13 protein-coding genes are annotated in these 15,078 nt (G+C 70.0%); 10 read left to right on the forward strand and 3 right to left on the reverse strand.

From position 1 onward, the window contains the following. Positions 1-169: 169 nt before the first annotated feature. Positions 170-934, forward strand: coding sequence for a type II secretion system F family protein (locus AB0I67_RS08210; protein ID WP_357919556.1), 765 nt, complete (start codon positions 170-172; stop codon positions 932-934). Here the strand turns inward: AB0I67_RS08210 and AB0I67_RS08215 are convergent. Next, complete coding sequence (locus tag AB0I67_RS08215) at positions 931-1,347, reverse strand: VOC family protein (RefSeq protein WP_357919559.1); 417 nt, start codon at positions 1,345-1,347, stop codon at positions 931-933. The two genes, AB0I67_RS08210 and AB0I67_RS08215, sit on opposite strands and share 4 nt — an antisense overlap. Before the next feature lie 72 nt (positions 1,348-1,419). Between AB0I67_RS08215 and AB0I67_RS08220 the strand changes: the two genes are divergently transcribed. The 4 genes from AB0I67_RS08220 to AB0I67_RS08235 all read left to right on the forward strand — a co-directional run bounded on the left by AB0I67_RS08220 (position 1,420) and on the right by AB0I67_RS08235 (position 3,865). Next, positions 1,420-2,010 (forward strand): TetR/AcrR family transcriptional regulator, encoded by a 591-nt coding sequence (locus AB0I67_RS08220; protein WP_357919562.1) that lies wholly within the window; start codon positions 1,420-1,422, stop codon positions 2,008-2,010. Positions 2,011-2,461: 451 nt separating this feature from the next. Next, a complete protein-coding gene (locus AB0I67_RS08225; protein WP_357919565.1) occupies positions 2,462-2,749 on the forward strand; it encodes a DUF4244 domain-containing protein in 288 nt (95 codons plus the stop codon). A 301-nt stretch (positions 2,750-3,050) separates the two neighbouring features. After that, positions 3,051-3,371: a TadE family type IV pilus minor pilin gene (locus AB0I67_RS08230; RefSeq protein WP_357919568.1), complete on the forward strand. Its 321-nt coding sequence runs from the start codon at positions 3,051-3,053 to the stop codon at positions 3,369-3,371. Between the two features lie 11 nt (positions 3,372-3,382). Continuing rightward, on the forward strand, positions 3,383-3,865 hold the full coding sequence (locus AB0I67_RS08235; protein ID WP_357919571.1) for an Rv3654c family TadE-like protein: 483 nt from the start codon (positions 3,383-3,385) through the stop codon (positions 3,863-3,865). A gap of 227 nt (positions 3,866-4,092) precedes the next feature. Here the strand turns inward: AB0I67_RS08235 and AB0I67_RS08240 are convergent, their stop codons facing one another. Beyond that, entirely contained in the window at positions 4,093-7,014 is a 2,922-nt protein-coding gene (locus AB0I67_RS08240; protein ID WP_357919574.1) for a DEAD/DEAH box helicase, read from the reverse strand. 140 nt (positions 7,015-7,154) lie between these two features. Between AB0I67_RS08240 and AB0I67_RS08245 the strand changes: the two genes are divergently transcribed. The 5 genes from AB0I67_RS08245 to AB0I67_RS08265 all read left to right on the forward strand — a co-directional run bounded on the left by AB0I67_RS08245 (position 7,155) and on the right by AB0I67_RS08265 (position 13,582). After that, the gene (locus AB0I67_RS08245) at positions 7,155-7,505 is read left to right on the forward strand and encodes an STAS domain-containing protein (protein WP_181610166.1); all 351 of its coding nucleotides are present in this window, start codon (positions 7,155-7,157) and stop codon (positions 7,503-7,505) included. Positions 7,506-7,507: 2 nt separating this feature from the next. Continuing rightward, a complete protein-coding gene (locus AB0I67_RS08250) occupies positions 7,508-7,939 on the forward strand; it encodes an ATP-binding protein (protein ID WP_357919577.1) in 432 nt (143 codons plus the stop codon). 715 nt (positions 7,940-8,654) lie between these two features. After that, a complete protein-coding gene (locus AB0I67_RS08255; protein WP_357919580.1) occupies positions 8,655-10,940 on the forward strand; it encodes a sodium-translocating pyrophosphatase in 2,286 nt (761 codons plus the stop codon). 284 nt (positions 10,941-11,224) lie between these two features. Next, a complete protein-coding gene (locus tag AB0I67_RS08260) occupies positions 11,225-11,692 on the forward strand; it encodes a histidine phosphatase family protein (RefSeq protein WP_357919583.1) in 468 nt (155 codons plus the stop codon). Positions 11,693-11,707: 15 nt separating this feature from the next. Next, a complete protein-coding gene (locus tag AB0I67_RS08265; RefSeq protein ID WP_357919586.1) occupies positions 11,708-13,582 on the forward strand; it encodes an FUSC family protein in 1,875 nt (624 codons plus the stop codon). 201 nt (positions 13,583-13,783) lie between these two features. Here AB0I67_RS08265 and serB read toward each other — a convergent pair whose 3' ends face one another. Further along, on the reverse strand, positions 13,784-14,998 hold the full coding sequence (serB, locus tag AB0I67_RS08270) for a phosphoserine phosphatase SerB (protein WP_357919588.1): 1,215 nt from the start codon (positions 14,996-14,998) through the stop codon (positions 13,784-13,786). Between the last annotated feature and the right edge of the window lie 80 nt (positions 14,999-15,078).

The raw sequence follows: 15,078 nt of genomic DNA on the forward strand, positions 1-15,078 counted from the left end.
ATCCCGATGGCCTTGGCCAGCGACGGCGAGACCGCGAGCTGCACCAGCCTGCGGGCCCTGTCGTGCGGGGCGCTAGCCCGGAGCCCTAAGCCGGTGCCCTGAGCGCTGCAACCCTGGGGCCAAGTCCGGCGCACTGGAGCCCCGTCCGCCCAAGCCTGCGGAGCAACCCATGATCGAAGCCCTGGCCGTCCTGGCCGCCTGCACCGCCACCTGGCTCTGGCTACCACCAAGAACCCCAGCCGACCGCCTGGCGAAACTCCACCAACGCCCTCAAACCACTCAGACCCCGGACCCAACAACCCCCGGCTGGACCCCCAAGCCAGCCAGCCGCCGCCGAACCCTCACCCTGGCCGCAACCGCCGGCCTGCTAGCCGCCCTAGCCATCGGCGGCATCCCCGGCCTCCTGACCGGCCCACTCATCGCCGTGACAGCCGCCATCATCCTGGCCAAACGCGAGCCCCCAGAACGAGCCAAAGACCGCCTTCGCATCACAACAGACCTGCCCTTCGCCGCAGACCTGATGGTCGCCTGCCTCCAGGGCGGCCAGCCGGTGAGCGAGGCCACCGCCATAGCCGGCACCACCGTGGGCGGCCCCCTGGGCGAACGCCTCACCTGGGTCAGCGGCCAGCTACGCCTCGGCGCCGACCCCGACCCCACCTGGGCCAGCCTCGGCGACGACCGCGCCACGAAGCAGCTCGCCCGAGCCATGGTCCGAGCCGCTCAGAGCGGTGCCCCGGTGGCCGACGTCCTCTCCCGCCTGGCCGACGACGCCCGCGCCGCCTCGCACACCGCCGCCATGGCCCGAGCCAGACGCGTCGGCGTCATGGCAGTCGCCCCTCTGGGCCTGTGCTTCCTGCCGGCGTTCGTCCTGCTCGGCATCATCCCGGTCATCGCGGGCTTGGCCAGCAGCATCGTCCTCCCGACGCCCCCTTAGGCCTCGACGAAGTTGCCGGCGAACTCCTCCCCGGGCGGGATCTCCGTGATCACATCGATGAGCACCCCATCCGGGTCCGCCACGATGAAGTGCCGCTGCCCGAACGCCTCACTCCGCAGCTCCAGCTCGGCCGTCAGCCCGCCCTCGACCACGAGCCGCTGGTACTCCGCGTCCACGTCCTCGACCTCGAAGTTCAACAGCAGCCCCCGCACCGGCTGGCGGTACGCCTCGGGCAACGTCGGGTGGCTGTGGTCGAGCAGAGCCAGCTCGTACGGCTGAGCGCCGCCCCGCCGCAGGCTGACGTACCAGTCCGCCTCGAAGGTCACCTCGAACCCGAAGTGCTTCACGTAGAACTCCCGAGCCTCCTGGACCCGTGAGCTGCAGATAACCGGATAGAAGCTGGTCAGCTTCATGATTCCTCCTTCGCATACCGTTGGTATGTGAAATCTATTGGCGTACCATCGGTATGTCAACGAGGAGAGTGAATGATCAGCCGAGCCGACCAGCGCGACCAGACCCGCCAATCCCTGCTGCGTGAGGGCCGACGCCTGTTCACCGCGGAGGGCTACGCGGCAGTCAGCCTGGCCCAGATCGTCACCGCCGCCGGCGTCACCAAGGGCGCGCTCTACCACCACTTCGCCAGCAAGGCCGATCTCTTCCGCGCCGTCTTGGCGGAGGTCCAGGCCGAAGTCGCCCGCGAGGTCGCCCAGACCGCCGACGCCCAGCCCGACCCCTGGTCCCAGTTCGTCGCCGGCTGCCATGCCTTCCTCGCCGCCAGCACCGCCCCAGCCGTCCAGCGCATCATGCTCATCGACGGCCCCGCCGTACTGGGCTGGAACGAGTGGCGCACTCTCGACGAAGCCACCTCCGCCCGCCACCTCGCCGAGGCCCTCACCGCCCTGATCGACGCCCACCTCATCCCCCCGCAACCCGTCGCCCCCCTCACCCACCTCCTCTCCGGCGCCATGAACGAGGCCGCCCTCTGGCTAGCCAGCACCACCACCCCAGACGCCCTCGGCACCACCCAAACCGCCCTCACCCGCCTCCTGAACTCCCTCCGCACCCCCACTTCCTGACATTTGCGGGGGTCCCTCCTCCCCGCGCCCCTTCAGGGCCACGACACCTCCGGCTCCGCCGCACTCCCGGCTCCGCGGCACTCCCGGCTCCACAGCCCGTTGAACTCCATGACACCTCTGACCTTGCGGCGCCCCTGAACTCTGCGGTGCCCCTGACCTACACAGCGCCTCTGATCTCGGTAGGGCCCTGACCTCGACGGGCCCCTCCCACATCGGTGTCCGTCCGCCGTGCGCCATCCCGGGCCCTACGTGCCGCCCCCGGCCGAGCAAAATGCCGCGCCGACCCTTCCTGTGCCCAGCAGCTCCCTCAGGGCTATCCGTTATCCACACCCACTCCAGCTCGCCACTTCATCCACAGAACCGCGCTCGGCGCCCCCGCCCCGACACCGCCATCGAGCACCCTGAAGCCACCGCGCCGGAGGCAAGCTCTGGCCCACGAGGAGGAGGCGCCATGAGCGACACCCCCACCCCGGACCCCACAACCCCGCACCCCACCACCACGGACCCTGCCATCCACAGCGCACCCAAGGCGCACCACCGCTTGACCCACCTGAAGACCAAGCTCGCCGCCCACGTATCCGTCCCACGCCGAGACCGCGGGATGTCCACCGCCGAGTACGCCGTAGGAACGATCGCAGCCTGCGCATTCGCAGCACTGCTCTTCAAGGTCGTCAGCAGCCCCGAGGTCCAGCAGATGCTGTCGAGCCTCATCGACCGCGCCCTCAACACCACCGGCTGAGTCTCCCCGGGCGCCCCACACCGAGCCCGGCCCCACCCCATCAGGCGAGCCCAGCCTTTACCTCATCACGCGAGCCCAGCCTCCGTCCCGCCACCTGTGCACGTCTGCACTGACTTCCTGCCACCCAGTACGGCACGCCGCACCCTTCCGGCCACTGACCACCAACCCCCGCCTCAGCCTCGCGAAGGAACCAGTTGTGCGCTCACACCCAGCGAGACCGCCCCGACCGAGGCTGAGGCGCCGACCACTCCAAGCCCCAGCAACGAGATCCAAGAGCCGCACCACAAGCAGCCGAGGTGCGGTGACTGCGGAGACGGCAGCGATGCTCCCCGCCCTGATGATCGTCCTGGCCGCAGGCGTGTGGGCGGTCCAGGTGGTCGGCGCCCAACTCGAATGCGTAGACGCCGCACGAGCCGCAGCAAGAGCAGCGGCACGCGGCGAGCCCCCCGACCGCGTCCGCCAAATCGCCCGCTCCGCCGTACGCCCAGGCGCTTCGGTCGAACTCCACGTCACCTCGGAAACCACCCGTGCCGAGGTCTCCCTCCGAATGCGCCCGACCTGGGGCCTGCCCCTACCGCCGGTCACCGTCTCTGCCAGCTCCACCACCATCACCGAGCCCTGAAGGACCCCAACGTGCCGTCTATCGCAGCCCCCTCCCGCCCCGTCCGCTCAAATTCGGCAAGGCGAGATCGCGGGTCAGGCACCCTGTGGGGCGTGGCCGCCATGGCCATGCTGCTGATCGTGTCCACAGCCGTCGCCACCATCGGCGCAGCCCGGGTAGCCCGGCACCGTGCACAAGCCGGAGCTGACCTCAGCGCACTCGCCGCTGCACAGCTCGTCCTGACCGACCCGGAAGGCGCCTGCCGCGCCGCAGCCCGCGTCGCCACCCTGAACTCGAGCGCCCTTCAACGGTGCGCGGTCACCGACCTCGTGGTGGACGTTGACGTCTCGGTACGCGCCCAACTGCCGATAGTCGGCGTCCGGACCGTGGTCGTCCACGCCCGCGCCGGCCCGACCCGCCTCGGCCCGGTCCGTACCACTCCGCTCCCCGCTGTCTCGAGGCTCCCCTCTGTTTTGAGCTCAGCCTTCGCCCCGGTCCCCGGCCAGCACCCCTGACCCATCTCTGATCGGCCGGGTCTTCGACCACTTCGCGGATCTTGACGGTGACGTGGGCGAGGGACCGCAGCCTCCGCGGCACAGTCTGGGCAAGTGGGTGGCGAGCACCAGGCGGGTCGGCAGGTCCTCAAGCCCGGACTCCGTGTCCTCAAGCCCGGGCTCCGTGTCCTCAAGCCGGACTCCGTGCAGGAGCCTGCAGCCAAATGCCCTACGTGAACCAGTCGCGATCAGTTCTCATTCAGCAGAGTGTCGAGGAGTCGGAGGGCGCCGGCCTTGTCGAGCGGTTCGTTCCCGTTTCCGCACTTCGGCGACTGAATGCACGACGGGCACCCGCGGTCGCACTCGCACGAGGCAATCGCCTCCCGAGTGGCCGTCAACCAGTCGGCAGCACGAGAGTAGCCACGTTCGGCGAAGCCGGCCCCGCCCTCATGCCCGTCGTACACGAAGACGGTGAGCTGGCCGGTGTCAGGGTGCACCTCGGTCGAGACGCCGCCGATGTCCCAGCGATCACAAGTGGCGAAGAGCGGGAGGAGGCCGATGGAGGCATGCTCGGCCGCGTGAGCGGATCCGCCCAGGTCGAGGCCGGCCTCGGCAAGCGGGGCGACGACCTCGGGCGGGAGGGTCCACCAGACGGCACGGGTGCGGAGGGTCCGGGGCGGCAGGTCAAGGGGCTCGTCGCCGAGCAGTTCGCCGGTCTGCATGCGGCGCTTGAGGTAGGAGACCACCTGGCGGGTGACCTCGACCTCGCCGAAGTGCAGGTTGGCTGCGCCCAGCGCATGGGAGCGCAGGGGGGACAGGACCGTGATGTCGGTGACGTCGCGGGCGAAGGTGGAGTAGTCGGGCTGAGCACTGGAGACGAGGGCGACTCCGGCGTCCAGGTCGAGCTCGTCGACGAGGAAGGTTTCGCCTTGGTGGATGTAGACGGCGCCGGTGTGGACCGTGGTGTGGGCGGAGGGCTCGTCGACCGTGCCGAGCAGGCGGCCGGTGGCGGCTTCGACGACCTGGACGGGGGCGCCGCCCGAGCCGCGGATGTCGGCCAGGTCGGTGGCACGCTCGCGCTGGGTCCAGAACCAGCCGGCCGGGCGCTTGCGGAGCAGGCCCTGCCGTACCAGATCTTCCAGGACCTCTGGAGCGGTCGGACCGAAGGTAGACAGGTCGGCCTCGGTCAGCGGAATCTCGGCCGCCGCTGCGCAGAGGTGAGGTCCGAGGACGTACGGGTTGTCGGGGTCGAGCACGATCGCCTCAACCGGCTGGCCGAAGAGGGCGTCGGGGTGGTGGACGAGGTAGGTGTCCAGGGGGTCGTCGCGAGCGATCAGTACGGCAAGCGCGTCCTGGCCGTCGCGGCCTGCCCGGCCGGCTTGCTGCCAGAGGGAGGCGCGCGTGCCGGGCCAGCCGGTGATCAGCACGGCGTCCAGCCCGGAGACGTCCACGCCGAGTTCCAGGGCGTTGGTGGAGGCCAGCCCCAGGAGAGTGCCGGAGCGGAGCGCGCGTTCGAGGACCCGGCGGTCTTCGGCCAGGTAGCCGGCCCGGTAGGCGGCCACCTTGTCCGGGAGGCTTGCCAGCTCGTCGGCTTCGCTTGCTCCGGTGGTGGCGGCGTCGGAGCCGGAGGTTGCTGGAGCTCCGGCACCTGAGCTACTTGGAGCCTTGGAGGCGCCTGAGGTGGCGGGTTCTGCCAGGCCGTCCGAGGTCGACCGCGGGAACGGAACCGAGGGCCCGTCCTTGGCGGCAGTTAGGGCTACGTCTGCGGGCTCTTCGACGGTGCCTTCGTCAGCATCTACAGGCTTGACGCGCTTGTCGTCACACAGGGGTTCTGCGTCGGAGAGGGCGCTGTCCCCAGGTCGGGACCGGGCGGGAGTTGTGGCGGGTGTCTCGTCCCCAGGTTGTGGAGGGGCGGAGGGTGCGGAAGGTGCCTCGTCCCCAGGTTGTGGAGAGCCGGCCTGCGCGGAGGGTGACTCGGAAGAGTCGGTCGGCACGGCGGGGCGAGAGGGGAGGAGGTCATCCCAGGAGAGCAGAGGGTCAGTGGCGAGGTGGGCAGGGTCAGTGGCGGGGTGGGCAGGGGCGGTGGCGGGGTGGGCAGGGTCAGTGGCGGGGTGGAGAGAGCTGGTGGCGGGGTGGGGAGAGGGGGTGGCGTGGTGGTGGGGGGTGGCGGCTAGGGAGTGGGCGACGTCGGTGAGCTTGGCGCGGGCGGACAGAGCTACGGTCTCGGCGCCGCGGCGGGAACGCACGAAGGCGAGGGTACGGACGTCGGCCAGGACGAGGTCGGCGAGGAGGTCGGCGGCCTCGGCGGTCGCGGTACGGCGGACAGGGGCACCGCCCTCGCCACGCAGGTCGGTCAGCGGGGGCTCCCAGAGGGCGAAGGTCGTGGAGCCCCGGGGGGAGGCGTCAACGGTGACCTCGGCCATCTCCAGACCGGTCAGGCGGGTGCCGGACTGGGCGGGGTCGCTGGCGGTGGCGGAAGCGAGGAAGAAGACGGGGGAGGAGCCGTAACGGGACGCGACTCGACGCAGACGACGGAGGATCTGCGCGACATGGGAGCCGAAGACGCCGCGGTAACCGTGGCACTCGTCGACGATGACGAGGCGGAGGCGGCGGAAGAAGGTGGACCACTGCGAGTGCCGGGGGAGGAGGCTGCGGTGCAGCATGTCGGGGTTCGTGAGGACGTAGTTGGCGTGCTGACGGATCCAGGTGCGCTCGTCGAAGGGGGTGTCGCCGTCGAAGGTGGCGGCACGGAGTTGGGTGAGGCGCAGGTCACGCAGGGAGCGGAGCTGGTCGGCGGCCAGGGCCTTGGTGGGTGTGAGATACAGCACGGTCCCGCCCTCGATCACGGAGGAGAGGGCGGGCGTGAGGTAGGCGAGAGACTTGCCCGAGGCGGTGCCTGTGGCGATGATCACGTTTACGCCCCGGTGGGCGAGGTCGGCGGCCTCGTACTGGTGGGACCAAAGCCCGGTGATGCCGTGGTTCGCCAAGCGCGTAACCAGCACTTCCGGGGTCCAGTTCGGCCATCCGACTTGACCCGCCTGACGTGCTGGAACATGCTCCACATGGGTGACACGCTCATGACGTGCGGGAACACCGAGCAGGTGCTGGAGGAGTGGACCGGCTCGGCGTGGGGAGGAAGTCGAGGAAGTCACTGGTTTCCAGTCTGGCATCCATGGGCAAAGTCGCCGGGAATCGTGATTTCGTATAGACGTAAGCAAGACCCGTGGTTGAATGCCGCGCGTCGGGGTCGGGCAGCTTCAAGCTTGCCAGGCCCAAGAGAGTACTTCGCAGGCGAGGCGCTGGAGGATCTGTGGATCTGAAGTTGGATCACCACAACGAAGATCGACTCACCATCGTGGAGGTGGAGGGTGAGATCGATGTCTACACGGCGCCCAGGTTGCGTGAGCTTCTGATCGACCTCGTCAACAAGGGCAACTTCCACCTTCTCGTCAACATGGAGAAGGTCGACTTCCTCGACTCCACCGGCCTGGGTGTCCTGGTCGGCGGGCTCAAGCGGGTGCGCGCGCACGACGGCTCCCTGGAGCTGGTGTGCACCCAGGAGCGCATCCTGAAGATCTTCCGGATCACCGGGCTCACCAAGGTTTTCGGGATCTACGCTTCGGTCGACGAGGCCAAGGAAGCTCACGGCCGAGACAAGTAGTCATGGCAACCGTCGAGCTGACGTTCAGCGCCCTCCCCGCGCACGTGAGGACGGCGCGGCTGGTGGCCACGGCGATCGCCCGCCGCACAGGCGTGGAGGAGTCGCTGCTGGACGAGGTCAGGCTCGCCGTCGGAGAAGCCTGCTCCCGGGCGGTCGAGGCGCATCGCGCCCACTGCCCGGGAGAGCCGATCCGCATCGAGCTCCGTGACGACTCTGGCCGCTTCGAGGTCACTGTGAGCGATCTCGCTCCCAGTGACGAGCATGAGCAGGAGCGGCCGCTGGATTTGAGCATGCTCTCCGACTCGTACACGAGTGGGTTCGGGATTGCCGTGATCGCCGGGCTGGCTGATGATGTCGAGGTTTTTCCGAGCCCTAAGGGGATGCGGATTCGGATGAGTTGGCCGGCCGGGCTGAATGGGCATGCGGCTGGGTAGCCCGGTTTTCGGGTTTTGGTGGGGCGTCCGCTAGGGCTTTGCCGTGGGTTGTGCGGTGGGGGTTCTGACGGGCGCTTTTCCTTTGGTGCGGTGGAGGCGTCCTTCGGGGCGCTTTTTCCGTTTTGGAGGGGGATGTACGTGGGCCGCCTCGGACTGCCTGGGGAGCGTGTGGGGGCTCTCAGCGGTAGGCGAGGTCGGCGTGTCGGCTGTCGGCGGTGGCGAGGGTTTGAAGTGGCGGGGGTTTGAAGTGGCGGGGGTTTGAAGCGGCGGGGGTTCGAAGTGGCGGGGGTTCGAAGTGGCGGCCGCGGCGGGAAGTCCGTTGGTCGGGTGCCGGGGTGAGGCGGTAACGCTCGGTTGCGGCGGGCTGTGAGGAGGGGTGGGGGTCCCAGCGGGCGGGGTGACCGGGGAAGGAGAAAAAGATCACATAGTTTCGGGTAGGACTTTTTTAGTTCGAGTAACGCCCGAAATCGGAGCGCAATAACCGCAAACCCGCCCACTCCCAGGGCATTAGCAGACGCCCGAGCAATTCGCCGACGAAAGAGCCTTCATATCTGTTGAACCGCTGCGTAGACTCCCGGCACCGGCCAAGGTGATCCGACGCGTAACTGCGGACTCAACCGGAAGCGGCTGCCCATAACCCGGATGGCCGCCGCACCGCCCGCCGAATGATGGCTCGCCATCCGGGCAGGACGTACCCGTCTTGCCGAGGAGAACGATGTCCAGGCTCTATCTGGCCGCCGAGCCAGAATCAACGCTCACACTATCCGGAAGCAACATCACGATCGTCGTCGTGGTCGCCGCGGTGGCGCTCATCGCGCTGGCCGTCGCCGGCGGCCTCGTGCGCGAGGTGCTCAAGGCCGATCAGGGCACCGAGCGGATGCAGAACATCGCACGTGCCGTCCAGGAGGGCGCGGCGGCGTACCTCAACCGGCAGTTCAAGACTCTCGCCGTCTTCGTTGTGCTGATCCCGTTCCTCCTGCTGCTGCTCCCGGGCGGGTGGGACGTCAAGATCGGTCGATCGATCTTCTTCGTGGTCGGCGCGGGCTTCTCCGCGCTGACCGGTTTCATGGGCATGTGGCTTGCCGTACGCGGGAATGTGCGCGTCGCGGCGGCGGCCAGGACCAGCGGGGAGAAGAAGGCGATGCGCATCGCCTTCCGCACCGGTGGCGTGGCGGGCATGTTCACGGTGGGCCTCGGCCTGCTGGGCGCGGCCGTGGTCGTGCTGATCTACAAGGGCAACGCGCCCGGCGTGCTGGAGGGCTTCGGCTTCGGCGCGGCGCTGCTGGCGATGTTCATGCGGGTCGGCGGCGGCATCTTCACCAAGGCGGCCGACGTCGGCGCCGACCTGGTGGGCAAGGTCGAGCAGGGCATCCCCGAGGACGACCCGCGCAACCCGGCGACGATCGCCGACAACGTGGGCGACAACGTGGGTGACTGCGCCGGCATGGCGGCCGACCTGTTCGAGTCGTACGCGGTCATGCTGGTGGCCAGCCTCATCCTGGGCCGGGTGGCCTTCGGCGAGGAGGGCCTGATCTTCCCGCTGATCGTCCCGATGATCGGTGTGCTCACCGCGATCATCGGCATCTTCATCACCGGGATGCGCGACCGCGACCGCAACGGCATGGCGGCGATCAACCGCAGCTTCTTCATCTCGGCCGCGATCTCGGCCGTGCTCGTGGCGGCGGCGGCGTTCTGGTACCTGCCCAGCAGCTTCGACCAGCTCACCGGCACGCAGGTGCAGCTCGACGCCGACCCGCGGATCATCGCGATCGGCGCGGTGCTCATCGGCCTGGTCCTGGCCAGCGCCATCCAGCTCCTCACCGGCTACTTCACCGAGACCAACCGCCGCCCGGTGAAGGAGATCGGCGAGGCCTCGCTGACCGGCGCGGCCACCGTCATCCTGGCCGGCATCAGCGTCGGCCTGGAGTCGGCGGTCTACTCGGCGCTGGTCATCGGCGGCGCGGTGTACGGGGCGTTCCTGCTGGGCTTCGGCGACCCGACCGTCGCGCTGTTCGCGGTGGCGCTGGCCGGCACCGGCCTGCTGACCACCGTGGGCGTCATCGTGTCGATGGACACCTTCGGCCCGGTCTCCGACAACGCGCAGGGCATCGCGGAGATGTCCGGCGACGTCGACGGCGAGGGCGCGCAGGTGCTCACCAGCCTCGACGCGGTCGGCAACACCACCAAGGCGATCACCAAGGGCATCGCGATCGCGACCGCCGTGCTCGCGGCGACGGCGTTGTTCGGCGCGTTCAAGACGGCGGTGGTCGGCGAGTTGCCGTCCGGCGCGGTCTTCGGGCTCGACATCGACCAGCCGAACGTGCTGGTCGGTCTGATCATCGGCGCCTCGGTCGTCTTCCTGTTCTCGGGTCTGGCGATCATGGCGGTCGGGCGCGCGGCGATGCGCGTGGTCTTCGAGGTGCGTGACCAGTTCCGCAAGCACCCCGGGATCATGGACGGCACCGAGCAGCCCGAGTACAGCAGGGTCGTGGACATCTGCACCCGCGACTCGCTGCGCGAGCTGGCCACGCCTGGTCTGCTGGCGGTCATGACGCCGATCGCGGTCGGTTTCGCCCTCGGGTACGCGCCGCTCGGTGCGTTCCTGGCCGGTGCGATCGCATGCGGCACGCTGATGGCGGTCTTCCTGTCGAACTCGGGCGGCGCCTGGGACAACGCCAAGAAGCTGGTCGAGGACGGTCACCACGGCGGCAAGGGCTCCGAGGCCCACGCGGCCACGGTCATCGGCGACACCGTCGGCGACCCGTTCAAGGACACCGCGGGACCGGCGATCAACCCGCTGATCAAGGTGATGAACCTGGTCGCGCTGCTGGTCGCTCCGGCGGTCGTGCTGTGGGCCGACAACGTCGCGCTGCGGGTGGGTGTGACGGTGGTCGCGCTCGCGGTCGTGGTCGGCGCGATCATCGCGTCGAAGCGGCGGTCGGTGAAGATCGAGCCGAGCACCAGCAACAGCGACCGGGAGAAGGAGCCGGTGGGTTCCTGACCTTCCGAGTCGCGAGAGTTCGACGGTACGGCCCGCTTCCCTTGAACGGCTGGGGGACGCGGGCCGTACCCATGCCTGGGCAGAACAAGAGGGACCGCCTGGCCGGAACAAGGACTCGTGCCTGGTCGGAAAAGCCGTCCTGGGCCAGGGAGGCGTGGGGGTGGCGTGGGAAACTGGGGGGATGAACGAGCAACGGCCCTCCGGTGGGAAGACGCTGGGCCTCATCCTGCTGGCCATGCTGGTGATCCTCGGCGCGATCGCCGGATTGTCGATCTGGGCCTCCAATGGCGGCTGACAAGCGCACGCTCATCCTCCTGCGGCATGCGAAGGCCGCGCAGGTCCTGGGCCTGGCCGACCGCGAACGCCCGCTGACCGACCGGGGCGAGGCCGACGCGCAACGGGCGGGTGAGGCGATCAGGTCCCGTGGCCTGGGGCCCGACCTGGTCGTGTGCTCCCCGGCGGTCCGCACCCGCCGCACCGCCGAGCTGGCCTTCCCCGACGCGGAGATCAGTTTCGAGCGCGAGATCTACGAGGCCTACCCCGACGACCTGGTCGCGGTGATCCGCCGCACCGGCGACGAGGTGCGCACGCTGGTGCTGTGCGGGCACAACCCGGCGATCGAGGAACTGGCCGGCGCCGAGCATCACATGCGACCGGGGGCGTTCGCCGTGATCGAGGTGGATTCGTCCTGGGTAGACCTCTGGCCAGGGGAGGGACGCCTGGTCGAGCGCTGGGATCCCAAGGAGCACTGACCGGGGACACACCGTATGCGGGGGGCGGCCACCAAGGCGTTGCGTGAGGGCTTCGCGGTGTCCGCGCGCCCGCCGTGGGGCTACGGCGTGCTCTGCGCGGTCGCGTTGTCCCTCCCGTTGATCATCGGCACCCTCGCCGGCCACCCGCGCGAGGGCAGCCTGGCCGCCCTCGGCGCCTACTTCACCGCGTTCGGCGACCGGTACGGCAAGCCGTACGGCGAGCGGGCCAAACGCCTGGCCGGCCAGTTGCTGCTGGTCCCGGCGAGCTTCGCGCTCGGCTCGCTGCTGTCGCCCCACCCGTGGACGGCCGTGGCCACCGTCGGCCTGCTGGCGGCGGCGGGCGGCCAGTGGCCCGCGTTCGGGATCGTGCCCGCGCTGACCATGGTCATGGGCTACTACGACGCCCTCCCGCTGACCTGGAGCCCGTCGCTGCTGATGGGCGCGGGCGGCGTGCTCTACTGCGTGCTGGCGCTCGGCTCGTGGCCGTGGCGGCGGTTCGACTCGCTGCAGGAAGCCCTGGGCAGCGCCTGTACGGCTGTCGCGGACCTGCTGGAGGCGGTCGAGGCCGACGGTGAGGAGTGGGTACGGCTGCGCGGCTACGCCTTCGACGCGGTGGACGAGGCGGCGACCGCCTCGGCGGCCTACCGCAGCTCGGAGGAGCACGACGAGACCCCCGACGCCTTCGTCCGGACCCTGCAGCGCACCTTGCACGAGGTGGTGGCCCTGCGGGCACTCTGCCCGCCCCCGGAAGCGCGCGAGGCGGTCACCGCGCTGGTCGGGGCGCTGCGCGGGGCGGCGGACGGCAGCGACGCCCGGGTGAAGCACGCCATCGAGGCCGACCGGGCCTTCGGCCGCTGGGCCGAGAAACACGACCGCGACCCGCAGGTCAAGCGGTGCCTCGACCGCATCACCGCGGGAGCCAGGACCGTCGCGACGTTGTCCAAGCGCGGGGTGCAGGCGCCCGAGACCCTGCCGAGTTTCTCCTGGCCCGACCTCAAGGAGCCGCGGCACGCGCTACGGCTCGGGGTCACGACCGCGGCGGCGATGGCGTTGATGGTCGGGCTGCACGCCGACATCGGGCGGTGGTTCGTGGTCACCGTGCTGATCGCGTTGCGCTCGACCTACGGGGACACCGTGGAGCGGGTGGTCCTGCGTGTGGTCGGCACGATGGCAGGAGCCACGGTCGCGGCGCTGCTGCTGGCGGCGGTGCCGGGGCGGTGGACGATCGTGGTGATCATCCTGGTGTTCGGGGCGCTGGGGTTCGCGCTGCGGGAGGTGAGCTACGGGTTCTGGTCGGCGCTGGCGACGCCGCTGATGCTGATGATGAGCGACTTCTCGGTCACCATCGACTGGGTCACGGCGGCGGTGCGGCTCGGCCTCACCGCGGCGGGTGGGGTGCTGGTGTTGCTGGCGGCCCGGGTGCTGTGGCCTCGGGGGGAGGCGGGGAAGATCCGGGGGTTCGTGGTCGAGGTGCTGAAGGAGCATGCGCGGCTGCTGCGGTGTCTGGCGGATCAGGACCTCGACTCGGTGCCGGAGCGGTTGTTCGAGGCGGGGAGTGCGGGGGATCGGCTGGCGGAGTCGCTGGATCGGGTCGAGCTGGAGCCTGGGCGGGGGTATCGGGCCTCGGCTCATCTTCGGGAGGTGGTGACCACGGCTCGGCGGATTCGGGATGACGCGATGGTGGTGGGGGCCTTGATGCGGGGGACCGGGCGGGGGGTGGGGGTGGGGGTGTTGGACGCTTGTGCGGATCAGCTTGAGGAGCTGGCGGAGGCGGTGCGGGATCGGCGGGATCCGCCGGAGTTTCCCGGGGAGGTGGATGAGCGGGCCGGGCGGGCGCAGAAGGCGCTCTGGCGGCACGTGGGGGAGCTTTCTGGGCAGCTTGTCGGGTAGTCAGGGGTGGGGCGGCGTGCAGGAGCATTTCCGTGGGGTGGGGGTGCTCGCCGCATTGGTGAACTAGGGCGCGCGTGGGTGGCGTTAAGGTGGCGCACGCAGGCTGCCCGACCCCGGCCACCCAACTCTGGCCGCCAACCCGGCCGCTCAACCTCGGCCGCCCAACCCCGGCTGCCCCGAATGGGTCGCCGTAAGAAGAAGCTAGTTCGGGGTGGGGTCTTCGGCGTCGGCGGCTTCGATTTCGTCGCGGGAGATGCCCAGCAGGTAGAGGATCGAGTCCAGGTAAGGCGTGTTCACCGTGGTGTCGGCGGCCTGCCGTACCACCGGCTTGGCGTTGAAGGCGATGCCCAGCCCGGCGGTGGCGATCATGTCGAGGTCGTTGGCGCCGTCGCCGATGGCGACGGTCTGGCTGATGGGGATGCCGGCGGCACGGGCGAAACGTTCGAGCGCACGGGCCTTGCCGGGGCGGTCGACGATCTCGCCGACGACGCGGCCGGTGAGCTTGCCGTCCACGACCTCCAGCACGTTGGCCGCGGAGTAGTCGATGCCGAGGTCGCTGACCAGCCCGTCGGTGATCTGGGTGAACCCGCCGCTGACGATCGCGAAGCGGTAGTCGAGCCGCTTGAGCGTACGGACCAGGGTGCGCGCGCCGGGCGTGAGGACCACCTCGCGGCGGACCTTGTCGAAGACCTCGGCGGGCAGCCCTTCGAGCAGGGCCACCCGGCGGCGCAGCGACTCGGCGAAGTCGAGTTCGCCGCGCATGGCCTCCTCGGTGACCCGGGCGACCTCGTCGAGACAGCCCGCGTGGGCGGCGAGCAGTTCGATGACCTCGCCCTGGATGAGCGTCGAGTCGACGTCCATGACGATCAGGCGCTTGGCCCGGCGCGAGAGGCTGATCCGCTGCACCGCGACGTCCACCTGCTGCACCGCGGCCTCTGCGGCCAGCTCGATGCGCAGGGTGTCGGGGTCGGCGCCGGAGACCTGGAGTTCGACGCAGGTGACCGGCCACTGGGCGAGCCGGTCGATGCGGTCGATGTTGGCGCCGGCGGCGGCGATGCGCCCGGCGATCCCGGCGACCGCGGCGGGCTGGAGCGGCTGGCCGAGGACGCTGACCGACAGCCGGCCGCGGCGGCGCTTCTCCTTGGGCTGGGTGCCGGTGGACAGTTCGACCTCCATGCCGAGGTCCTCAGCGACCTGCTCGACCGCTGTCCACAGGGCGCCGATGGTGCTGCCGGTGCCGGTGGAGGGCCCGCCGGCGTAGGCCACGAGCACGCCGAGGGTGAGCCGGCCGCGGATGACGACCTGCTCGATGTCGGCGACGGTCACCGGGAAGCCGGACAGGACCGAGAACAGGCGCGAGGTCACGCCCGGTCGGTCGGGGCCGGTCAGAGTGATCAGGAGGGTGCGCTGGTCCACAGCCCTCACGCTACAAGCAGGGCGCCGGGTGGTGGACGGGAGGTTCACCATACGGACGCGTGACCTTGGGCGTCCGGCCA

Source organism: Nonomuraea sp. NPDC050310 (assembly GCF_040655795.1).
GTDB lineage: Bacteria > Actinomycetota > Actinomycetes > Streptosporangiales > Streptosporangiaceae > Nonomuraea.